15 protein-coding genes are annotated in these 22,150 nt (G+C 66.4%); 7 read left to right on the top strand and 8 right to left on the bottom strand.

Translation table 11 applies throughout. The features are described 5' to 3' along the window. Positions 1–924 precede the first annotated feature (924 nt). A complete protein-coding gene (locus T31B1_RS05670) occupies positions 925–4,065 on the bottom strand; it encodes an efflux RND transporter permease subunit (RefSeq protein WP_353248468.1) in 3,141 nt (1,046 codons plus the stop codon). A 9-nt stretch (positions 4,066–4,074) separates the two neighbouring features. Continuing rightward, the gene (locus tag T31B1_RS05665) at positions 4,075–5,274 is read right to left on the bottom strand and encodes an efflux RND transporter periplasmic adaptor subunit (RefSeq protein WP_353248467.1); all 1,200 of its coding nucleotides are present in this window, start codon (positions 5,272–5,274) and stop codon (positions 4,075–4,077) included. 158 nt (positions 5,275–5,432) lie between these two features. On the opposite strand from T31B1_RS05665, the gene T31B1_RS05660 reads away from it, so the two are divergent. Then, positions 5,433–6,518 carry an alpha/beta fold hydrolase gene (locus tag T31B1_RS05660; RefSeq protein ID WP_353248466.1) on the top strand — a complete coding sequence of 362 codons (1,086 nt, stop codon included), beginning with the start codon at positions 5,433–5,435 and terminating at the stop codon, positions 6,516–6,518. A 124-nt stretch (positions 6,519–6,642) separates the two neighbouring features. After that, complete coding sequence (locus T31B1_RS05655) at positions 6,643–8,112, top strand: amidase (protein ID WP_353248465.1); 1,470 nt, start codon at positions 6,643–6,645, stop codon at positions 8,110–8,112. Here T31B1_RS05655 and T31B1_RS05650 read toward each other — a convergent pair. Beyond that, positions 8,087–8,773, bottom strand: a complete 687-nt coding sequence (locus T31B1_RS05650) for an arylesterase (protein ID WP_353248760.1) — start codon at positions 8,771–8,773, stop codon at positions 8,087–8,089. The two genes, T31B1_RS05655 and T31B1_RS05650, sit on opposite strands and share 26 nt — an antisense overlap. Before the next feature lie 8 nt (positions 8,774–8,781). On the opposite strand from T31B1_RS05650, the gene T31B1_RS05645 reads away from it, so the two are divergent. Further along, entirely contained in the window at positions 8,782–9,462 is a 681-nt protein-coding gene (locus T31B1_RS05645) for an ABC transporter ATP-binding protein (RefSeq protein WP_353248464.1), read from the top strand. Further along, the gene (locus tag T31B1_RS05640) at positions 9,452–11,977 is read left to right on the top strand and encodes an ABC transporter permease (RefSeq protein ID WP_353248463.1); all 2,526 of its coding nucleotides are present in this window, start codon (positions 9,452–9,454) and stop codon (positions 11,975–11,977) included. The genes T31B1_RS05645 and T31B1_RS05640 overlap by 11 nt, the downstream gene beginning before the upstream one ends. A gap of 75 nt (positions 11,978–12,052) precedes the next feature. Here the strand turns inward: T31B1_RS05640 and T31B1_RS05635 are convergent, their stop codons facing one another. After that, a complete protein-coding gene (locus tag T31B1_RS05635; RefSeq protein ID WP_353248462.1) occupies positions 12,053–12,520 on the bottom strand; it encodes an Hsp20/alpha crystallin family protein in 468 nt (155 codons plus the stop codon). 171 nt (positions 12,521–12,691) lie between these two features. Between T31B1_RS05635 and T31B1_RS05630 the strand changes: the two genes are divergently transcribed. Next, positions 12,692–13,969, top strand: coding sequence for a PQQ-dependent sugar dehydrogenase (locus T31B1_RS05630; RefSeq protein WP_353248461.1), 1,278 nt, complete (start codon positions 12,692–12,694; stop codon positions 13,967–13,969). 92 nt (positions 13,970–14,061) lie between these two features. On the opposite strand, the gene T31B1_RS05625 is transcribed toward T31B1_RS05630, so the two are convergent. Next, complete coding sequence (locus T31B1_RS05625) at positions 14,062–15,615, bottom strand: flavin-containing monooxygenase (RefSeq protein WP_353248460.1); 1,554 nt, start codon at positions 15,613–15,615, stop codon at positions 14,062–14,064. Positions 15,616–15,820: 205 nt separating this feature from the next. On the opposite strand from T31B1_RS05625, the gene fhuF reads away from it, so the two are divergent. After that, the gene (gene fhuF, locus T31B1_RS05620) at positions 15,821–16,573 is read left to right on the top strand and encodes a siderophore-iron reductase FhuF (protein WP_353248759.1); all 753 of its coding nucleotides are present in this window, start codon (positions 15,821–15,823) and stop codon (positions 16,571–16,573) included. 6 nt (positions 16,574–16,579) lie between these two features. Then, complete coding sequence (locus tag T31B1_RS05615; protein ID WP_353248459.1) at positions 16,580–18,250, top strand: multidrug ABC transporter permease/ATP-binding protein; 1,671 nt, start codon at positions 16,580–16,582, stop codon at positions 18,248–18,250. Between the two features lie 102 nt (positions 18,251–18,352). Here T31B1_RS05615 and fhuB read toward each other — a convergent pair whose 3' ends face one another. Genes fhuB through T31B1_RS05600 form a run of 3 tightly spaced genes read right to left on the bottom strand, consistent with a single transcriptional unit; the run spans position 18,353 to position 22,064 of the window. Beyond that, the gene (fhuB, locus tag T31B1_RS05610; RefSeq protein WP_353248458.1) at positions 18,353–20,308 is read right to left on the bottom strand and encodes a Fe(3+)-hydroxamate ABC transporter permease FhuB; all 1,956 of its coding nucleotides are present in this window, start codon (positions 20,306–20,308) and stop codon (positions 18,353–18,355) included. A gap of 17 nt (positions 20,309–20,325) precedes the next feature. Then, positions 20,326–21,300: an ABC transporter substrate-binding protein gene (locus tag T31B1_RS05605; protein WP_353248457.1), complete on the bottom strand. Its 975-nt coding sequence runs from the start codon at positions 21,298–21,300 to the stop codon at positions 20,326–20,328. Continuing rightward, positions 21,297–22,064: an ATP-binding cassette domain-containing protein gene (locus T31B1_RS05600; protein WP_353248456.1), complete on the bottom strand. Its 768-nt coding sequence runs from the start codon at positions 22,062–22,064 to the stop codon at positions 21,297–21,299. The genes T31B1_RS05605 and T31B1_RS05600 overlap by 4 nt, the downstream gene beginning before the upstream one ends. Positions 22,065–22,150: the final 86 nt, after the last annotated feature.

The following is a 22,150-nucleotide window of genomic DNA, read 5'->3' as shown; positions in this document are numbered from 1 at the left end:
CTCCACACTTGCCGGACTCGGTTGCGTGCAATGTATATCGGCCCGGCGTTGACTGTTTTCAAGCACGCCTTGTTGCCCCGGACCGGTCGGCACCCACGGGTTTGTCGAACCGTCTGTTTCGTACGGCTGTGCGACACACTTTCGTTTGCTTGTCCAAACGAATGCAAGCAAAGAAAAGGTCACCCGGGTTGCGCGCCGGCGTGAAGCACGCCGGTCGTACGAGGCGAGGAGCAGGGCGTTTCCAGCATCGCTGGGATGCGACCGCCGGCGTTCGGCAGACGCCCCGAGGCGACTACTCGTACGGTTCGCGCCGCCGAGGGTCGCATCCCACAGCACGCTGTGGGAAGACCCTGCTCCGCCTCTCGGGGCGATACTGCGATGCTCGTGCCGAAGCGATGCGGCCCTAGTCTGTTAACTAGGCTCGGATCGCTTTGGCGATCCTCAGACAGCCGGCCGGCCCGGCGCCGTGCGCCGGACACCCTTCGGCCCTGCGCTTCTCGTCGCTCCGCACGGGACCCGAATACAGGCGGCTTAGCCCGGAGTCCTGAGTCGCTACCGTGACGAACTGAATCGTCGCCTGTAGCTGCGTTCCTGTCGGCTTACGCCACCTACGAAAAATCATGCCATCGAGTGAGCCTTGGCGAGCTCGGCTGTACCTATTCCCTTGGCGGCGCGCCGAGCGGCGGAGCGCGGACGGGGATCGAGACGTTGGATATCTGAGTCGCGCGCCGCGCGGCGGGTTCCGGCGGTGCCCCGGCCGCGCGGGCAGCGCAGGGCATCAGCGCGTAGCGCCGACGCGAGCGAGGGTGTCCATTGCTTTGGTCGCTTCCATGTGAACAAGCAGAGAGGATTAGCTCGCGCAACCGCGCGAAATCCCGAGACCGAATCAATCCAGGCAGTTGATCGAGAAGCAGCGAATACAGGCTATGTCGACGACCGCAATCGCCGCTCACCATATTCCATCACGGAGGTCAGCATCGCCGGTAGAAAGGTCACCGTGGTAGCCATGGTGAACAACAGCCCGAACATCACGATGGCCCCGAGTCCACGGTAGAGCTCGGTGCCCGCGCCCGGCAGGAACACCAGCGGTGCCAGCCCGAAGGTGGTCGTGATCGTGGTCATCAGGATCGGGCGCAGGCGCACGGCCACGGCCTCGCGGACAGCCACAGCCGGTGCCAGCCCGGCGGCCCGATTGGCGCGCGCGGCCTCGACGATGAGGATCGGATTGTTGACCACGGTGCCCACCAGGATCAGAAAACCCAGCATGGTGATCAGATCGAACGGCTGGGTCAGTGGGGCCAGCCCGATCGCCGGCAGCCACCCGCCCACGGCGTTGAGCGCGGCCAGGCCGACGATGCCGCCGGCAATGCCCAGCGGCACGCTGGTCAGGATCAGCAACGGATAACCCCAGTGCGAGAAGATCGCCACCAGCAGCAGATAACATACGGCCAGCGCCACCAGGTAATTGCCGGTCAGAGCGGCACGGGTGGTATCCAGTTCGTCGCTGGCCCCGGAGATGTCGAGCGCCAGCGACGCATCGAGCACGCCCTCGTCGCGCAATGCGCCGATCACGTCACGGTTGACGCGTGCCACGCCGGCCTCGAGCGGCACGTCGGGCGGCGGAATCACGCGGACGGTCACGGTACGACGGCTGTCCAGCCGCCGGATCACGTCGGTATCGACGGTCGGAACGACGTCGGCCAGCGCGATCACCGGGAGCACGCCCGCAGCCCGGGTATAGATGGGCAGCCGGGAAATGCTATCCACGTCATCGGGCTTGCCGGACGCGTCATAGAGATAGATATCGACCTTGTCGTCCGAGAAGAAGAACTCGTCGACATACGCACCGTCGACGAGCGCGGCAATCGCATAGCCGATCTCCTCGGCGGACAAACCGAGCTCGGCGATCCGGGCATGGTCGGGCTCGATGCGCAACAACGGCTGGCCGAGCGTCAGCGTGGACGGCTCGGCCAGTATCTGGGGATTGTCGAAGACATCGCCGGCCCGGTCGTAGATCGCACTGGCGGCCGCATACAGACCGGCCAGGTCCGTCCCCGAGATATCGATATTGATCGCGCGGGTACCGCCGTCGTTGGACGAGATGATCGAGCCCTTGGTGGAAAAGGCACGCATGCCGGGCACGTCCTCGAAGGCGGTGTTGAAAGCGTTCATGAGCGCGCCGATCTGTGCCGCATCCACGGGCTCGGCGATGATGCGCAGCTCGTCGGTCGAGATGTCCATGTTCATGTAGGCGATGGCCGGCATAGCGCCGTCGGTGGCCGCGATCTCGCCGTGTTCGTCCGGCACGTAGCGCATGAAGCGAGTACGAAGGTCCTCGCCCACCGCAGCCAGTTCGGCGAGGTTGTAGCCAGGCGGGGGCAGCATCGAGGAGAACGTCTTGGCCTCCTCGCCGTCCGGCAGATACTCCGCCGGCGGGGTGAGCGTGAACAGGCCCAGGCCCAGCGCGCCGGCGATCGTGGCCATCGTGGCGTAACGACGGGCACGGCGGGCCACGATCCAGTCGCACAAACCGAGCACCACGCGTGAAAAACGCCCCCGGCCGCCGCCGTTGACCGCCGGTGCGGCCAGTACCCGCGCCGCCGCGGTGGGTACCACCAGAATCGCCACCAGCATGGAGGTCGCGATCGCAGCCGAGATCGCGATCGAGATATCGGAATACAGCTGGCCAGCCTTCTCGGTAATGAACAACACCGGCGCGAACACCATGATCGTGGTCAGCGTGGAGGCAGCCACTGCCGGCCAGACCTCGCGCACACCCTCGATGGCGGCCTGCCAGCGGCTGCGTCCGGCCTCGCGCAGCCGGGCGATGTTCTCGAGCACCACGATGGCGTTGTCCAGCGTCATGCCGATAGCGAACGCGATGCCGGCCAGCGAGATCACGTTGATCGTGCGACCGAACGCCAGCAGCCCGATGAACGCCGAGATGGCACAGATCGGAATCCCCGCCACCGCGATGAGCGTGGCATACCCCGAGCGCAGGAAGGCGAACATCACCAGCGCGGCCAGCACCGCGCCGATGGCCAGATTGCGCCAGACGCTGGCGATCGAGGCGGCGACGTAGCGCACGTCGTCGGACGACAGCGTCATCCGCATGCCAGCTGGCGCCAGCACCTCGTCGTTGAGGCGGGGCATGAGTGCGAGCATCGCGGATTTGATGTCGATGACGTTGGAGCCGGGCTGGCGACGCACCAGCAGACGAACGATGCGCTGATCGTTGTAGTAGGCCAGCGTGCGCACCTCGGCATGATCCAGCCGGACGCGGGCGACGTCGCCCAGGGTGGTGATCGTATCGCCGGTACGCTCCAGTACCACGCCGGACAGACCCTCGACATCGTCGAAGCGGCCAACCGTGCGGATCAGGTAACGACGCTTGCCGGCGTCCATGTCGCCGCCTGAAATATCGCGATTGCGCGCCCGGATGGCCTCGCGCACGTCGGTCAGGGTCAGCCCGCGCGCCGCCAGCCGGGCCGGATCGATCTGCACCTGAATCTGGCGATCGGCGCCGCCGCGCACTTCGACATCGGCCACGCCTTCAACACGTTCCATGCGCCGCCGCACTTCGTCGTCGACGAAATCACGCATGAAGTCCATATCCAGCCCGGCCGGGTTGCCGGCCACGGGCGCGACGTTGAAATACATGAACGAGTTCTGCGAGAACGAAGCCGCCACCACCTCCGGTTCGTCCACGTCCTCGGGATAACTCGGCACCTGCATGAGCGCGTTGGTCACCCGGATCAACGCTTCGTTGATATCCGCCGAAAAGGCGAATTCCAGCTCGACCTCGGCTTCGCCGGTGCGCGCGGTCGCGACCATGCGCTGCAGGCCGATGATGTTGGCCAGATATTCCTCCTGTTCGATGAGGATCTCGTTCTCGACGTCCTGTGGCGTCGCCCCGGGCCAGCTGGTGGTGACGGTGATCGTGCGAACCGCCAGATCGGGGATCATCTGTACCGGAATGCGCATGGCCGCGAGCACGCCGAACAGACAGATCAGCAGCACGACAATGGTTACCAGCGTGCCGCGACGGGCAATGGCCTCGAACATCGTGGCGTCCTATTGCGGGTCTGGCGCTGACAGGCGCAGCGAGCGTCGCTCGGCGCCAGGCGCCCCGCCCGTGTCGACAGCGGGCGGATCCGCGGCACTGGTGTGCACACCGCGATCCTGGCGTACGCGTACGGGTTGGTCGCTGCCCAGGCTTTCATTGCCACGTACCACGACCTGCTCGCCCGCCTGTACACCGGCGAGAATCTCTACCCAGCCATCGGCGCTGCGGCCAAGGCTGACCTGACGCATCACCGCGCGCACGCCGTCGCCAGCCGTATCGTCCCGGATGACCCACATACGCGTGCCGCCGCCGCCCGGCATCCGCACCAGCGCATCCCGCGGCGCCACGCGCACGTGCTCATCGGTCTGCAGATCAAACAGGACCCGGGCCGACATGCCGGGCGTCAGGCGGGCAGCGTCGTTGTCCACGAAGATACGTACTAGGAAACTGCGCGCCTGCGCATCGGAGGCGGGCACGGTCACATCCACGGCGGCCTCGATCACCCGTTCGGAACCGGCCTCGGGCAGGATACGTACCGGCATGCCGGGCCGGATCAGATCGTAATACTGCTGCGGGGCGGCCACATCCAGCCTCAGCCGATCGATCGCCACCAGCCCGACCACAGCCGTGGTCTCGGCGACATATTCGCCCGGTTCGACCAGGCGTTCACGTACCACGCCGTCGAACGGGGCCAGCACGGCATGGCGCTCGAGCCGTTCTCGCTGGCGTGCAGCCTCCGCCTCCAGACGATCCAGATTCGCCTGTCGGATCGCCAGCTGCGAGCGCCGGGCGGCCAGTTCCGTGGCCGACACCGCACCACGGTCGCCGAGCTGGCGTGACTCGCGCAGCAGTCGTCGGGCCTCGTCGCGCGCGGCACGGGCTTCGGCGACCGAGGCGATGAGCGTGTCGAGAGTGAGCTCGTCCAGCCGGCGGTCGAGCACGATCAGCGTGTCACCGGCGCGCACCCGGTCGCCGGCGTCCACGTCGACCCGTTCGACGAGCCCGGCAAGCCGCGGGGTCAGCCGCGCGTCACGCGGCGAGGTGAGCGTGCCGTGCAGCGGCACGGTCTGGCGCCATCGGCGCTGCTCGACCTCGGCCACGCTCACCAGCGCCGGCTCGGCAGCCAGCCCCGTCACAGCAAGGCCAAGCAGACTCAGGCACAGCGCGCAGCCAGCGCGCACGACGCGCGTGCTATCGGATATCGACAAGAAACCCCCTGGCCGCAGCAATCCGGCGGTGCCCGGTCCGTCAGTCCCAACGACTACGCACTTAGAACCCCGCCGGATGCCGAATGTTCCGCGCCGGTTGGCGATCGATGGCGACAACTGGGTATCCTGCGGCGGTATCGTTCAACCGCAAAACCGTCATGCCTCCATCAATTGCCTTGCCTTGCCAGTCGTGGGTCCGGACCGGCCTGGCCGCGCTGGCCCTGTCCGCCGTGCTGCTGCCGGCCCAGGCCGCAACGGCGGCGTCGAGCGATACCGGCGATACGGCCGATGTCCCCGCCCTGGGGGCCAATCTTCAGAACTACGACTACCCCTGGCCGGTGTCGCGGTTTGCCATCGACAGTCCGAACGGCGAAGTCGAGATGGCCTATATGGATATCGCACCCGACGATGAGATCGTCGACCCGCCGGTGGTGGTGCTGTTGCATGGCAAGAACTTCTGCGGCGCCTACTGGCAAGACACCGCCGAGGCGCTCACCGACAACGGTTACCGAGTGATCGTTCCCGACCAGATCGGGTTCTGCAAATCAGACAAGCCCGCCGCCTACAGCTATACCTTCCACCATCTGGCCGAAAACACCCGCGCCCTGCTCGGCTCGCTGGATATCGAGCACTTCACCCTGGTGGGCCACTCGATGGGCGGCATGCTGGCCATGCGCTACGCCCTGATGTATCCGGACACGCTCGACCAGCTGGTGCTGGTCGACCCGCTGGGCCTGGAGGACTGGAAGGCCAAGGGCGTGCCCTATCGCGGCATGAATGCCTGGTATGCCCGTGAGATGAACAAGAACTACGCCGCGATCAAGGCCTACCAGATCAAGAGCTACTACGACGGCGCATGGAATGACGACTACGACCGCTGGGCACGACTGCTGGCGGGCATGTATGCCGGCGATGACAAGGCCGAGGTCGCCTGGTCGCAGGCCGCAACCTACGACATGATCTATACCCAGCCGGTGTTCTACGAGTTCGAGCAGCTCGACATGCCCATCACGCTGATGATCGGCACCCGCGACAGGACCGCGCTCGGCAAGGATCTGGTCAGCAAGGACGTCGCCGCCACGCTCGGCGACTATCCGCAGCTGGCCGACGAAGCGGTCCGGCGCATGCCGAACGCCGAACTGGTCAGCTTCGAGGGCATCGGTCATCTGCCGCCGATCGAAGCGCCGGCGCGTTTCAAGACCGCGCTGTTCAAGGCCCTCAAACCCGCCGGGCAGTCACAATGAAAAGCCCGCTGATTCACCGGCGCACAGCCTGGCCGGCCATCCGCCATCTCGTCGGGGCACGGCTCGAACGAGTCGCGGCCAACCCGTCGCGCCGACCAACGACTATCGCCACGAGCCCGACCGCATGACCGACATACATCGACTGTCCGCCACCGCCCTGGCAGCCGCCATCGCAGACGGCCAGATAACCAGCCGTGTGGCGCTGGATCATTTTCTGGCGCGTATCGAACACATGGGTGAGGCCGTGAACGCCGTGATCGCCATGGATGTGGAAGCCGCACGTGCGCGCGCCGATGCCGCCGATGCGGCGATTGCCGCTGGCGAACGCTGGGGGCCGCTGCACGGCGTACCGATGACCGTCAAGGACACGTTCGAGGCGGCCGGACTGCCCACCGTCGTAGGCGAACCGCGTCTCAAGGACTATGTCAGTACGCACGATGCGGTGACCGTCGCCCGCCTGAAGAGTGCCGGCGCGGTGATCTTCGGCAAGACCAACACGCCGCGCCTGGCCCAGGACGTACAGAGCTTCAACAGCATCTACGGCACCACGAACAACCCGTGGAACGCCGAACGCACGTCGGGCGGCTCGTCGGGCGGCGCGGCCGCCGCTCTGGCGGCGGGTTTCACCGCGCTCGAGATCGGCTCCGACCTGGCCGGCTCGATCCGTACGCCGGCCAGCTGGTGCGGCGTGTATGGCCACAAGGCATCCTACGGGCTGATCCCGCTGCGCGGGCATATCCCCGGCCCGCCCGGCACGCGCGCCGAACCGGACCTGTGCGTGGCCGGACCGCTGGCTCGCAGTGCCGACGATCTCGCGCTTGCGCTGGAGGTACTTGCCGGCCCTGACACCATTGAAAGCACGCTCTGGCAGACCCACCTGCCCGCGCCCAAACCGGTCACCCTGGCGGACTTCCGTATCGCCTACTGTTTCGAACACGCATTCTGTCCGCTGGCCGACGCCACCCGAACCCGGCTCGAAGAGGCGCTTGAAAGCGCACGACGGGCCGGCGCCAACGTGACCCGCCTGAACGATCTGCCGGGTGGGTTCGAGGCCGGTTACGATATCTACGACCGTCTGCTCAACGGCATGGTGGGGGCGGCGATTCCCGACAAGCTCTATGCCAAGGCACGACGTGGTGCCGCACTGCTGGGCCTGCTCGGCCGTACCAAGCCGGGCACCCTTGGCGGTTTTGGCCAGCGGGCGACTGCCAGTCATCGGGACTGGGCGGACGCCAACGAGCAGCGGCATCGGCTGCGCGACGAATGGCAGGCGTTGTTCGCCGACTACGACGTGGTGCTTCTGCCCGGCGTATGCGTGCCTGCCATCCCCCATGACCACGGCGGCAACGTGCTGTCACGCAAGATCGATATCGACGGCGACAGCCACGGCTATACCCACCTGTTCCGCTGGATCGCACCGGCTACGGTGGCCGGGCTGCCGGCGACCAGCGCCCCGGTGGGCCTGTCCGACGACGGTCTGCCGGTGGGACTGCAGATCGTAGCCGGCTACGGCCAGGATCTGACCACGATTGCCTTCGCCCGACACCTGGCCGCGGCCGGACTGGACTTCACCCCGCCGCCGGCGTTTGGCTAAGCGTTTGGTCGATCAGGGGCTTGAGCGTCGGCCAGACCGCATCGAGCATGGCTGGCTGCGCCTCGGCGTTCGGGTGGATACCGTCGTCCTGGAAATTGGCCCGATCGTTGGCGATTGGCGCGAGAAAGAACGGCACGTAGGCCACATCCTGTTTATCAGCGGTCTGTTCGAACGCACGGTGGAACTGTTCGCTGTAGCGCTTGCCATAGTTGGCAGGGATACGCATGCCCAGCAGCAGCACACGTGCGCCGGCTGCGCGGCTGGCCGCAATCATGGCGGCCAGATTGGTCTGCATGTCCGCGACCGGCAACGCACGCAGTCCGTCGTTGCCGCCCAGTTCGAGAATAACGATATCCGGCTCGGTTCGCGCCAGTTCGCCCTCCAGGCGGGCACGACCGCCAGCGGTGGTCTCACCGGATACGCTGGCGTTGACCACCCGGACCGGCGTGTCGCGTTCGGCCAGTCGGCGTTCGAGCAGCGCCACCCAGCCGGCGTCGCGCGCCAGGCCGTAGCCGGCGCTGAGGCTATCGCCGAAAACCAGAACCGTGGGCGCGGCGTATACCGGCAGCGACACGGTCAGGGCCGCCAAGGCCACGAACAGCGCGATCAGCCGAGCGCGCAAGATACTGTCACGACGGCGGTTACGCCGGCTTTCATACACGGTGGTCAATGTCCTCTCCTGCAATCAAAGCAATCGATCTGGCCAAGACGGTCGCCAGTGGCGACAAACGCCTGAGTATCCTCGAGGCGGTCGAACTGGACCTGAATACCGGCGACAGCCTGGCCATCGTCGGTACGTCCGGCTCCGGCAAATCGACGCTGCTGGCGCTGCTGGCCGGGCTCGACCTGCCCACGCGCGGCCGCGTCGAACTGCTCGGGGCCGACCTGTCGGGCATGGACGAAGACGAGCGGGCGGCCTGGCGCGCTGCGCGCGTGGGCTTCGTGTTCCAGTCGTTCCAGCTGCTGGCCGGGCTGTCGGCGCTGGATAACGTGCTGCTACCACTGGAACTGGCCGGCAGCGATCCGGCCACGGCACGGACTACCGCACGCACGCTGCTCGAGCAGGTCGGTCTGGGCCATCGAATCGCGCATACGCCGCGCCAGCTATCCGGCGGTGAGCAACAGCGCGTCGCCCTAGCACGGGCCTTTGCCTGCCGCCCGCAGATCCTGTTCGCCGACGAGCCGACCGGCAATCTCGATCGGGCCACGGGTGCAGCGATCATCGATCAGCTGTTCGCGCTCAACGCCGACCAGCAGACCACGCTGGTGCTGGTCACCCACGACGAAGGGCTGGCCGCACGCTGCGATCGTACCGCCCGTCTGAGCGATGGGCGGCTCCATGTCCAGTAGCCGGCCACGCACGAGCGCGTTCGGCCTGGCGTGGCGCCACGGCGCGCGTGCCCAGGGCAAGAGTGCATGGACGATTTTGCTCGTCGCACTGATCGTGGCGGTGGCAGCGGTCACGGCAGTCAACCAGATGACCGATCGTGTACGAGCCGGCATGACCCGCCAGGGCGGGGTCACCATCGCGGCCGATCTCAAGCTTGATCTGCGCGAGCCGCTGGATGCCCGGCGCGCTGCATGGATCGACGAGGCCGGCGTGCACCGGGCGGCGACGACGGTCTTCCCGAGCGTGGTCAGCGGCGACGATCAGGTTACGCTTGTATCGGTCAAGGCGGTCACACCCGACTACCCGCTGCGTGGCGATGTGACCCTGCGTCGGGGTGCGCCGGGCAGCCCGCAGACCCGCATACGGCAGGCGCCACCACCCGGCCATGTCTGGGTCGAACAGCGTGTGCTCGATGCCCAGGGCCTTGGCGTTGGCGATACGCTGACGTTGGGCGAGGCGCGACTGGTCATCGATGCGGTGCTCGTGGTCGAGCCCGACCGCGGGCCGGGCTTTGCCAATATCGCGCCGCGCGTGATGATGGCCGCGGCCGATCTGAAAGCCACCGGCCTGCTCGGCCCGGGCAGCCGGGCGCAATATGCCGAACTGCTGGCCGGACCGCCGGCCGCCGTCTCGGCGTTGCGCGAGCGGCTGGCAGGGAGTTTGGGCACCGGCGAACGGCTGCGTACACCGGCCGAATCCAACCGGGCGCTGGCACGCGCGCTTGAACGCGCCGATGTCTTTCTCGATCTGGCGGCTCTGGTGGCCGTGGTGCTTGCCGGCGTCGCGATCGCACTGACCGCCCGCCAGCATGCCACCTCGCGTTTAGACGAGATCGCCCTGCTCAAAACTCTGGGCGCACCCCGCGGGCTGATTACGCGCATGCTCGCCTGGCAGCTGGCGATCGTCGGGATACTGGGTATCGGACTGGGGCTGGCGCTGGGCAGCCTGGCCCAGGCCGGCATCTCGGTAATCATCGCACGTGCCTTCGAGATCGACCTGCCGGCGGCCGGCTGGGCGGCCTACGCAGCGGCGCCGTTGACCGGGGCGGTTCTTCTGGCCGGCTTTGCCTGGCCGGCACTCGCCGGCGCCCGGCGCACCCCGCCGGCCCGCGTGCTGGCGCGTTCGCTCGATGGCACCGGCGGCGGGCCCTGGCCGGTATATCTGGCCGCCATCGCAGCGACCCTGGTGCTGGCCGCTGCGGCCACGGGCGACGTGATGCTCACGGTCTGGGTCGTGGTGGCAACCGCAACCGGCATCGCGCTGCTCGGCGCGGGCGCGTTCGCCCTGCTGTGGTGCGTCGCCTGGCTGCGGGGACGCCTGGGCGCTCGTCTTGGCCCCGGCCTGCGCCTGGGACTGGCCGCCACCGGCCGACGGCGAGCGGCCAGCATCCTGCAGATCGTGGCCTTCGGCGTCGGCCTGATCATGCTGTTCATGCTGGTGATCGTACGCGGCGATCTGTTATCCGGCTGGCAGACCGATATCGCCGCCGATGCGCCAAACCGGTTCTTGATCAACATCACGCCGGACCAGCGCACACAGGTCGCCGACTACCTGCACGGCCAGGGAATCGATGCGCAGTTCTATCCGCTGGTGCGCGGCCGGCTGACGGCGGTGAACGGGCAGGCCATCGATGCGGACCCGCAGCGTGCCGAAGCTGCCGGCGAACTGACCCGACGCGAACTCAACCTGTCCTGGACCGCCACGCTCAAGCCCGACAACCGAATCGTCGCCGGGCGCTGGTTCGATCCCAACGATGCCGGCACCCCACGTGTGTCGATCGACGAGTCGGTGGCCGAGCGCCTGGATGCCGGCCTCGGTGACCGACTGAGCTTCGATATCGCCGGACGCGAGATCGCCGGCGAGGTGACCAGTATCCGGTCGATCGACTGGTCCAGTCTGCAGGCCAATTTCTATGTGCTGTTCGCCCCGGAGACCCTGGCCGGGTTTCCGGCGACCTATATCACCAGCTTTTACCTGCCGCCGGAACGGCATGGGCTGATTGTCGACCTCGTACGAACATTTCCGAACGTGAGCGTGATCGATATCGATGCCATCCTCGATCAGCTGACCACGCTCGTCGACCGTGTGAGCCTGGCCGTCGAACTGGTCTTCGGCTTCACCCTGGCCGCCGGTCTGGTGGTGCTGGTGGCCGCGATGCAGGCCAGTCTCGGCCAGCGTCGGCGCGAAGCCGCCCTGCTGCGCGCGTTGGGCGCGCGTTCGCGCTGGCTGGTCCAGGCCACACTGGTCGAATGTGCGCTGATCGGCCTTTGCTCATCGATGCTCGCGGCCATCGTCGCCCAGGCAGCAGCCATCGTACTGGCCACGCAGGTACTGGATCTGAGCTATAGCTGGCGCAGCGAGGTGTGGCTGGCCGCCATCGCCGTGGCCACGCTGGTGATCACCGCCTCGGGCGTAATCGCCCTGCGCGATATCCTGCGCCAGCCGGCCTGGACGAGCCTGCGCGCGGCCGACTGAAGCCGCCGACCACGCGTCATACAGGAAAAAGCGGGGCCGCAAGGCCCCGCTCGTGCCGTTCGGCGGCGATCCGGTCTAGACCTGCACGGTGATCCGACGCGGCTCCAGCTGCGGCTTCTTGTGGATGGTCAGACGCAGCACGCCGTGGTCGGCCTGCGCCACGATGTTCTCTTCGTCGGCGGTTTCGGGCAACGAAAAACGTCGTACGAAGGCACCGAAGCGGCGCTCGCGGTAACGGGCCTGACCGGCACCACGATCATCGGCGGCATCTGCCGATGCGTCATGGTCCTGCCGCTCGCCCTTGAGCGTAAGCACGCCCTTGTCGAGCGTGATTTCGATCGCCTTGGGGTCAACGCCCGGCACTTCGGCCTCGATGAAATAGGCCTGGTCGGTCTCACGGACATCCACAGCCGGTGTCCAGTTTCCGCCGGTCAAAGACGGAAAGCTGTTGTTGTCCTGCAGGAACATGCGGTTGATCTCGTCGTTGAATTGGGCGAGCAGACTGCCCGGGGAAGCCGGATGCTGATAACGCGATAGGGACATGATGATTCCTCCTGTCTGGCCGGGCCCGACCCGCCGGGCCCGTTGATTACGACAGAAGAGATAGGGACGCCCTGCAACGTTTCAACAGTTGCTTGATCGTTTTTTTGGCTTTTTGCGACCATTCACGGTAACTGCTATAACCGGGCCGACACTCAACCCAGACCACGAGTCATGAAACACCTGCCCTTCAGGATCCTGTGCGGCGGCACGCTGCTGGCTGCCGGCACGTTCGCGGCCGTGCCCGCGGCCCTCGCCGCTGAAGGCTGCGATACCGCAGGCCTGGCATTGCCGGACGGTTTCTGTGCCACCGAGTTCGCCGCCGATGCCAGCCAGCCTCGGCATCTCGCGGTCGCCGACAACGGCGTCGTCTACGTGAATCTGGCTACCGAGGTGGACGGCCACGCCCTGTTGGCGCTGCGCGATACCGACGGCGACGGAGTGGCAGACACTCGCAAGAGTTTCGGTCAGGGCGGTGCCACCGGGCTGACAATCCATGACGGCTGGCTGTATGCGGCCACGCTCACCGATATCTATCGCTACAAACTCGGCGAATCGCTCGTGCCCGAGGGCGAGCCCGAACATCTGGTCAGCGGCCTGCCCCAGCAGAGCGCGCATTCGGCCCGAGGCCTGGCAGTCAGCGATGACGGTTCGCTGTTCGTGAATATCGGCGCGCCGTCCAACGCCTGTCAGGCACAGGATCGCTCGCCCGGATCCAAAGGCCAGGACCCCTGCCCCCTGCTAGAAGAACATGGCGGTATCTGGCGTTTTTCGGCCAGCGATACCGGACAGAAATTCTCACCGGATGCCCGTTTTGCCACGGGGATTCGAAACATGTTCGCGCTGGCCTGGCACGACGGCCAGCTCTACGGGGCCCAGCACGGGCGCGACCAACTGCATTCGAACTGGCCGGACGAGTTCACCCAGGAACAAAGCGCCCATCTACCGGCCGAGGAACTGTTCGCCGTCGATGAAGGTGACAACTTCGGCTGGCCGTTCTGCTATTACGACCCGAAGCAGAAGAAGAAGGTGCTCGGGCCCGAGTACGGCGGGGACGGTGACAAGGTTGGCCGCTGTAAGAACTTCGAGGACCCGATCGCAGCTTATCCCGCCCACTGGGCACCAATGGCAATTCAGTTCAGCCAAGGCGAGGGCCTGGGCAAAGGCTATGCCGACGGCGCATTCATCGCCTTCCACGGGTCGTGGAACCGGGCGCCCAGCCCCCAGGCCGGCTATCGTGTGATATTCCAGCCGTTCGCCGACGGTAAACCCAGCGGCGATTACAAGACCTTCGCCGGACCGAAGGGATTCACCGGCAGTGACACCATCCGTTCGCCGGGCGAGGCCGAGCATCGGCCGGCCGGGCTGGCCCAGGCAGCCGACGGCGCGCTGTACATCAGTGACGACGCCGGCAGCACGATCTTTCGTGTTACCCGCGGTCAAGCGGGATAAGCCGATCGGGGCTGATCCGTCGTCGGCGAATGCCGATGGAAAAGCCGGGGCGCGTGCGCCCCGGCTTTTTTATGCGCCCGCGCAGGTGGTGTTCAGGCGGCTCGATCGGTACGCGCGGACACTGCGTTATCGCGCTTGACCTCGTCGTATTCACTCGGCTTGAAGCGCATCAAACGCAGCCGGTACTCCCAGTTGAAGCCCGGATAAAGCGTGGTGTTCTTGCCGGAATCGGTTAGATACCAGCTGTTGCAGCCCGAGGTCCACGACGTGTGCTTCATTCGCCACTGGATACCGCGATTGAACTTGTCCTGCACTTTCTTCTTCACATCGATGAACTTCAGTCCGCGGCGTGCAACGTGGGCTATGGCCTGCAGGGCATAGTCCATCTGCTGTTCGGTGAACTCCAGCACCGACGTGTGGCTGGGCCCGGTATTCGGCCCCATCAGGAAGAACAGGTTGGGAAAGCCGGATACCGTCACACCCTTGTAGGCTTCAGCGCCATCGTCCCAGGCGGTGTTCAGATCACGCCCCTGACGTCCGGTGACCGGGAACGGCGCGGCCTTGCTGGGTACCTTGAAGCCGGTGGCACAGACGATGGCATCCACTTCGATCCGGCGCCCGTCGTGCGTGATCACGATATTGCCCTCGATACGGGCCGGGCCGTCGGCGATCAGCGTGACGTTGTCCTGCTGTAGTGCCGGATACCAGTCATTGGAAATCAACACGCGCTTGCAGCCGATGCGGTAGTCGGGCGTAACCGCCGCGCGCAGGGACGGATCGGCCACCTGTTTGCGCATGTGCTTGAGCGCCATCGCCTCGGCCTGTTTCTTGAAAAAGCCCAGATCGGAAATGACGAACGGCGCGAAGAACTCGCTCACCCAGTAGATCCGCAGGCGACGCTTTTTCAGCTTGTAGGCGGATTCGCGATACTCGGCCTGTTCGGAGGCAGGAATCGGCCGATCGGGCTTGGGCATGATCCAGCTGGGCGTGCGCTGGAACACGGTCAGCTCGCCGGCGGCCTTGGCGATTTCGGGTACGACCTGGATCGCGCTGGCGCCGGAGCCGATGACCGCCACTCGCTTGTCGGCCAGATCGTAGTCGTCGTCCCAGCGCGCGGTATGCATCAGCTTGCCGGTGAATTCGTCCAGACCCGGAATGTTCGGCCAGGCCGGATCGGCCAGCGCGCCCACCGCCGAGATCACGAAATGCGCGGTCAGCTCTTCGCCGTCGGCAGTGCGGGATATCCACACGCCGGCGTCCTCGTCAAAGCGTGCCGAGACGATGGTGGTATTGAAGCGGATATGCCGACGCAGATCGTATTTGTCGGTACAACGCTGGATATAGTCGAATATCTCGGGCTGCTGGCCGAACGCACGCGACCAGTTGGGGTTCTGCTCGAACGAGAACGAATACAGATGTGAGGCGACGTCGCAGGCCGCTCCGGGATAGTGATTGTCGCGCCAGGTGCCGCCGACATCGGCCGCCCGCTCCAGGATCGTGAAGTTTTCGATCCCGGCTTCCTTAAGGCGGATCGCCATGCCCAGCCCCGAAAAACCGGCGCCGACGATCGCGATATGCATATCGGTATCGATCTTCAGATCGGACTTCAGCGGGTTGAGCTTGGTCAGCAGATCGGTCACGGCCATGACGCACTCCGTCGCATCGATTCACACGCCGGCGGAATGCCGGCAAATGAAAAATAGCAATTTTCGGACTATCTGACAAGGCGTAATGTCAGATTGGGTGCTGCCGAGTTGTGACACATGGCTGGCCAGGGACGGCCCGGCACGTTACCGTATTGATAACGATTCTTATTCCACGCGCGGTACGACGCCGTAGCGGTCGGTGTCTATGGTCGCGGCGCTTTATCCCTCGTATTTCCACGACAACCTCGCCGGCTTTGCCGATGCGCTGCGCCCGGCCGCGTGGGATCCGGCGACTGTGCCGATGCGCCGACTGATCGAGCCGGCGTCACTGTCCGAACGTCTGGCATGTTTTTCGGCTGCGCACGACACCTACGAACCGCGTGCGGCGGCTTCGCAGTGGTCGAAATGGTTCTTCAGCCGGCTCGGCATCGCCACGCTCGTGGCCCAACTGGGCAGCGGGCGAGCCTTGCCCCTGACATTGGACGGCCTGGCACTGGCCAGCCGCGACGACGGCACGCCGGCTTATTTCCGGCTTGCCGATACACCGGGCACTGCCCACGCCGGCCACGACCTGTCGGCACTGATCGACGAGGTGTTCACGCCGGTGGTGAACGCTCTGTCCGCTCATTGCCGGCTTGCGCCCCGGGTGTTCTGGTCGAACGCCTCGACTTATATCGCCTGGGCGCTCGACGAGCTGGATCGCCAGGCGCAAGCGCCCCGCGCGCCACGCATCGCAGTTCGCGACCTGCTGAGCCGTCGCGATCGCCCGGACGGTGGCTTCAACCCTTTCTACCGTGCCTACAAGCGCTGCCCGCCCGGTACAATGGACGGCGACGGCCGGCCCGTCGATCAGTGCCGCCGCCTGTGCTGCATGCGCGATCTCGACGCCCGATGGGATCTGTGCGCGAACTGCCCGCGTGCCATGCGGTTTCCCGTCCTCGAACGCGCCTCCGGATAACCGCCCATGGAACTGCTGCGACTGATCATGCGCGACTATCGCGCGGCGTTCGTGACCGTGCTGATTGCGAGCCTGGTCAGCGCCGGGCTGGGCATCGGTGTGATCGCCTTCATCAATGCCCGCCTGATCGAAGCCGGCGGTAATCCGCTGGGCGCACTGCCCGCGTTCTTCGGGCTGGTCGTGCTGTTGCTGGCGGTGTCGCTGGGCGCCCAGCTCGGCCTGACCACGCTCGGTCACCGTTTCGTGTTCGATCTGCGGTCGCGTCTGGTCAAGCGTATTCTCGATACCGATATCGAACGCGTCGAGCGTCTGGGCAGTGCCCGTCTGCTGGCCGCCCTGTCGGCCGATGTCCGCAACGTGACCATCGCCTTCGTGCGTCTGCCCGAACTGGTTCAGGGCACGATACTCACCCTGGCCTGCGTGATCTATCTGGGCTGGCTGTCGCCGTCGATTCTGGTCGTGACCGCGGCCTGGATCGCGGCCACCATGGCCGTCGGGTCTTGGCTGGTACGCCGGGTCTATCATCATATCCGGCTCGTGCGCGAGGCCGAGGACGCGCTGTATCGCGACTACGAAACGGTGATCGGCGGACGCAAGGAACTCGGGCTCAACCGGGCGCGCGCGCAGCGCCTGTTCGACGAGGTCTACACCGCCGACGCCCAGCGCTACCGACGCCATATCATCCGGGCCGATACCTTCCATCTGTCGGCCAACAACTGGGCCAACATCATGATGCTCGGCGCGATCGGGCTGGTGTTCTTTCTGGCCAACGGCCTGGGCTGGGCCACGCCCACGGTGGCGGCCACCTACTCGCTGACCATCCTGTTTCTGCGTACGCCGCTAATCGGTGCGGTCGGAGCACTGCCGACGCTGATCGCCGCCGAAGTGGCTTTCGAAAAGCTGCGCGCACTTGCATTGGCCGACTACACGCCGGATTTCGACACGCCGGAGCCGATCAGCCGCGACTGGCAGACGCTCGAACTGCGCGGCGTGTGTTTCGCCTACGACCGCGACGAACACGACACGGCCGACGGGTTTGCCATTGGCCCGATCGATCTCACTCTCCGGCGCGGCGAGCTGGTCTTTCTCATCGGCGGCAACGGCAGCGGCAAGACCACGCTCGCCCGCGTGCTGACCGGCCTGTATGCCGTTAAATCCGGCCAGATCCTGGTCGACGGCGTGGTCGTCGATCCCGATCGGCGGGCGTCGCTACGCCGACTGTTCGCCGCCGTGTTCACCGACTTCCACCTGTTCGATCAGCTGATCGGCGACGATGGCACGCCGGCGCCGGCAGCGTTCATCGAGGACTGGCGTCGGCGTCTGGGACTGGAAGGCAAGCTCGTTCTGGCCGAGGAACGCATTCTCGATACCCAGCTGTCGCAGGGACAGCGCAAGCGGCTGGCGCTCATGCTCGCCCTGGCCGAAACGCGCGATATCCTGCTGCTGGATGAATGGGCCGCCGACCAGGACCCGGTATTCCGGCGCGTGTTCTATCGCGAACTGCTGCCGGCCTTCGCCGAGCGTGGCCATACCGTGTTCGCGATCAGTCATGACGATCACTATTTCGAACACGCCGATCGCCTGCTGGAAATGCGCAGCGGCCAGCTGGTGGAACTCACCGGGGCCACCCGCGATGCCGCCACGGCCGACGCGGTCGCACGGATCGGCCGCGGCTGAACGAAACGCGGCCCGGACAGGCGTGGTCATCGCGACCGACCGCCGCCCATCGACGCTCGGCGGCCGGTCAGCCGCGTGCAACGGGCGCGGCCAGCCAGCCGTCTAGAGACGGCGCAACCGCCACATGAAGTAGCCGCCGCCGAGCAGCGTGGCGACCATGCCCGAGGGCAGCTCGAACGGAAAGATCAGTTCACGGCCGAGCCAGTCGGCGCCGATCATCAACAGCGCGCCCAGCACGATCGAGCCGGCCATCTGTTCACGCGCGCGCGACAGGCCAAGAATTCGGGCCAGATGCGGCGCCAGCAGCCCCACGAAGCTCAGCGGGCCGACGATGAGCGTGGCCCCCGCGGTGAGCACCGACACCAGCAGAAGCAGGAACAGCCGGCTGCGATCGACGTCCAGCCCCAGCGCCCGGGCCGTGGGCCCGCCCAACGGTAGCAGATCCAGCCAGATCGCGAATGGCCGTGCCAGGGCGATGAGTGCGACGGCCACGGCCATGACCAGCAACGCGCGCGGCAGCGACACCGAATAGGTCGAACCCAGAATCCAGGCCAGCGCCCCCTGCACGCGCGGGTCGCCCCCGGCCATGACGATCTGCTGGACCGCGGTGAACAGGAACATCACGCTGATCCCGGTCAGAAGCAGCCGCTCGGGCTCGAAGCCCGAGCGTGCATTGACCGCGATCAGCAGCCCCAGGGTGGCCAGCGCGCCGATGGTGCCGGCCGTCAGCGACCACCCCGTTGAGACCTCGGGAAAGAACAGCAGCAGCCCCAGCAGCCCCAGTCCCGCACCGGCGCTGATGCCCAGGACTTCCGGACTGGCCAGCGGATTGCCTGAAACGCGCTGGATGATGGTGCCGGCCAGCGCCAGCATCATGCCGGCCGCCGCCGCGGCGGCCACCCGTGGCAGCCGCCAGGCGCCGGATTCCGACCAGGCCAGGCTCCACGGCCAGTGCCAGCCAGTGCTGCCCTGGCCGACCAGCAGCCCGATCACGGCCATGAGCAGTGCAGCGAGGGCCAGAAATGCGATGAAACGTCGGGGCGAACGGCGTCGAACCGGCGCATTGAGCGCACCGCTGGTGGGCGCGCTGCGGGCCATGCTCAAGCGTGGGATAAGCCACAGCAGCAACGGCGCGCCGAGCGCGGCGGTGACCGCGCCGGTGGGCACCAGCATGGCCGAGCTGCCCGCGAACACGTTGAGCGCCTGATCGGCCAGCGCCAGCAGCAGTGCACCCAGCACGGGCGCCCATAGCAGGCGCGCCTTGAACGTGCGCGCCCCGGCAATACGCACGATCGCGGGGGCGGCCAGGCCGATGAAGCCGATATTGCCGAGCCGGGCCACCACGCACACGGCTACGAACACGGCCAGACCGAGGCTGGCCAGGCGCAGCCACAGCAGTGAAACCCCCAGATTACGCGCGTTGACCTCGTCCAGATCGAGCAAGGCGAGTGCCCGACTGAGCAGCAGCGCGCCGATCAGCCCGAGCGCCAGACGCGGCAGCAGATAGACCACGCCGCTCCAGTTGTCCTGGGTCAGCGAGCCCGCGCCCCAGATCATCATGCCCTGCAAGGCTTCCTGGTTGAAAAGAATCAGGGCCAGCGACAGCGTGCCGGCATAGAGATTGACCACCATGCCGGCGAGCACCAGCACCGTCGGGGCCAGCCGACGCGGCCAGGCCAGCCCGAAAACCAGACCCAGGGCCAGTGCGCCGCCTGCAAACGCCACACCGCCGCGCGACCAGACCACGAGCGAGGGCGCGAACAGCGTCGCGACCAGCAGTGCCAGCTGCGCGCCACTGGCCACACCCAGGGTGGTGGGCGACGCCAGCGGGTTACGCAAGGTCTGTTGCAGCAGAACGCCCGCCAGGCCCAGCCCCGCGCCGCCCAACAGGGCCACCGCCAGGCTCGGCGCCCAGCTGTAGCGCACCACTATGGCCTTGATATCACTTCCGAACAGCAGACCCCAGGGGCCGATGCCCTGGGCGGTCTGGTTGAGGGTGTAGACCATCAGCCCGAGCAGGACCAGCATCAGCGGCGCGCACAGCCGGGCAGGCGTCATCGCAGGCCGGGACAATCTCACGAAGCGGAGGACGCCGATGCGCTGTCCGCTGCGTCGGCCGTGGCTGGCCCGGCATAGTCGGCCAGCGCGGCCACGATCAACCGGGCGAAGCGCGTGGTCGACGGCAGCCCGCCGTAACTCCATACACCCGGAATATGCACCAGCGCCCCGCGGCGGACCGTCGGCAGGCTCTGCCAGACCACGCTGTCGGCAAGCTCGGCTTCCACGCCGACCGGAATCGGCCCCATGACGACCATCAGCGCATCGTCGATCGCTGCCAGGCGCTGGATGGGCACCAGCGCAAAGCCCCACATGAGCGTGGGCTGCTGCCAGGCGTTGGTCAGGCCCATCTGCTCGATGGTCGAATCGATCAGACTGCGCTGGCCGTATACGCGCACATGACGTGCGTCCATGAACTGGACGACCAGCAGCGGCGGCGTATCTCCGTCCAGTTGGCGGGCGTACCGGGCGATCTGACGCTGGGTCTTTTCGATCAGGCGTTCAGCGGCCGCCGGGCGTCCGACCGCCGCAGCAAGTTCCCGCGTGGCGGCCAGCGTGTTGGTCCAGACATCGCCGCTGCGCTGATAGATATCGATCGACTTGACCGGCGCGATCTGCGACAGGCGCGGTTCAGCCGATGCATACATCGAAGTGATCGTGATCAGATCGAGATCGAGCTGGGACAAAAGCTCCATGTTCGGCTGTGCGCGCAGGCCCAACTCGCGGGTCGCAGCGTCGAGCTTGGGGGCGCCTACCCAGATGTTGTAGCTGTCGGTCTGCGCGGCCGCAACCGGCGGTACACCCAGCGCGGTCAATGTCTGTGCCTGCCCCCAATCGATCGCGGCGACTCGTGGCGGCGCTGCGTCCTGGCCCGTCTCGCCGTTGGCCGCTGCCGCCACGACTACAGGCCCGGCCAGCACGGTCAGACCGACCAGCAGAACGGCAAGCCGGTGCAGGACACCGGGCAAGGCTCGGCGCCTGCGCCGGCTCATTGAACGACGGCGATCGGATGGTGGTCGGTCGGATGCGCCATCACGCGCATGCGGATGCCGTAGATTGCCTCCAGCGTGGCGTCCTGCATGAGTTCGTTCGGGCTGCCCTGGGCCAGCAGCCGGCCCCCGCGCAGCGCAACCAGCTGATCGCAGTAGCGCGAGACCATGTTGACATCGTGGAGCACGATGATCACACCGATGCCGAGCGTGGTGGTCAGCTCGCGGATCAGTGCCAGCGTATCGACCTGGTGGGCAATATCCAGCGCGGACAGCGGCTCGTCCAGCAGCAAGAACCGGCTGCCCTGGGCCAGCAGCATGGCCAGCCATACACGCTGACGTTCGCCGCCGGACAACGTGTCCACCATGCGATCGGCGAATTCGGTGGTATGGGTCAGATCCAGTGCGCGATCGACCTGCTCGCGATCCTTGCGGCTCATGCGCCCGAGCAAGCCATGCCAGGGATAGCGCCCGAAGGCTACCAGCTCGCGCACGGTGAGGCTGGTCGCGCTGGGCAGCTGTTGGGGCAGATAAGCGACTTCGCGGGCGAACTCACGGTGCCCCCAGTCGTCGACCGCCCGGCCGTTGAGACAGACCTCACCACAGCTTGCGCACTGCTGGCGCGCCATGAGTTTGAGCAGCGTCGACTTGCCGGAGCCGTTGTGCCCGATCAGCCCGTACACCAACCCTTGCTTGAAGCATAGATCGGACGCCTCGAGCAGGCATCGCCCGTTGACCTCGAAGCGGCAGGCATTGAATTCGAACATGGGCTTCTCCGCGACGCCGGGCTCGGCTTGGCCACTGTGACGTGGGAACGGTTGCAGAATAAGGCAAATACGAATCATTATCAAAA

Source organism: Salinisphaera sp. T31B1, from assembly GCF_040361275.1.
Taxonomy (GTDB): domain Bacteria; phylum Pseudomonadota; class Gammaproteobacteria; order Nevskiales; family Salinisphaeraceae; genus Salinisphaera.
The sequence above is the reverse complement of the archived record's forward strand: the minus strand, read 5'-3'. Positions and strand labels throughout refer to the sequence as shown.

Excerpts from the sequence above, each read along its gene's own strand:
- T31B1_RS05670 (WP_353248468.1), bottom strand. The coding sequence starts at position 4,065 with ATGTTCGAGGCCATTGCCCGTCGCGGCACGCTGGTAACCATTGTCGTG.
- T31B1_RS05660 (WP_353248466.1), top strand. The coding sequence starts at position 5,433 with ATGCCTCCATCAATTGCCTTGCCTTGCCAGTCGTGGGTCCGGACCGGC.
- T31B1_RS05655 (WP_353248465.1), top strand. The coding sequence starts at position 6,643 with ATGACCGACATACATCGACTGTCCGCCACCGCCCTGGCAGCCGCCATC.
- T31B1_RS05645 (WP_353248464.1), top strand. The coding sequence starts at position 8,782 with ATGTCCTCTCCTGCAATCAAAGCAATCGATCTGGCCAAGACGGTCGCC.
- T31B1_RS05640 (WP_353248463.1), top strand. The coding sequence starts at position 9,452 with ATGTCCAGTAGCCGGCCACGCACGAGCGCGTTCGGCCTGGCGTGGCGC.
- T31B1_RS05635 (WP_353248462.1), bottom strand. The coding sequence starts at position 12,520 with ATGTCCCTATCGCGTTATCAGCATCCGGCTTCCCCGGGCAGTCTGCTC.
- T31B1_RS05630 (WP_353248461.1), top strand. The coding sequence starts at position 12,692 with ATGAAACACCTGCCCTTCAGGATCCTGTGCGGCGGCACGCTGCTGGCT.
- T31B1_RS05625 (WP_353248460.1), bottom strand. The coding sequence starts at position 15,615 with ATGGCCGTGACCGATCTGCTGACCAAGCTCAACCCGCTGAAGTCCGAT.
- fhuF (WP_353248759.1), top strand. The coding sequence starts at position 15,821 with ATGGTCGCGGCGCTTTATCCCTCGTATTTCCACGACAACCTCGCCGGC.
- T31B1_RS05615 (WP_353248459.1), top strand. The coding sequence starts at position 16,580 with ATGGAACTGCTGCGACTGATCATGCGCGACTATCGCGCGGCGTTCGTG.
- fhuB (WP_353248458.1), bottom strand. The coding sequence starts at position 20,308 with ATGACGCCTGCCCGGCTGTGCGCGCCGCTGATGCTGGTCCTGCTCGGG.
- T31B1_RS05605 (WP_353248457.1), bottom strand. The coding sequence starts at position 21,300 with ATGAGCCGGCGCAGGCGCCGAGCCTTGCCCGGTGTCCTGCACCGGCTT.
- T31B1_RS05600 (WP_353248456.1), bottom strand. The coding sequence starts at position 22,064 with ATGTTCGAATTCAATGCCTGCCGCTTCGAGGTCAACGGGCGATGCCTG.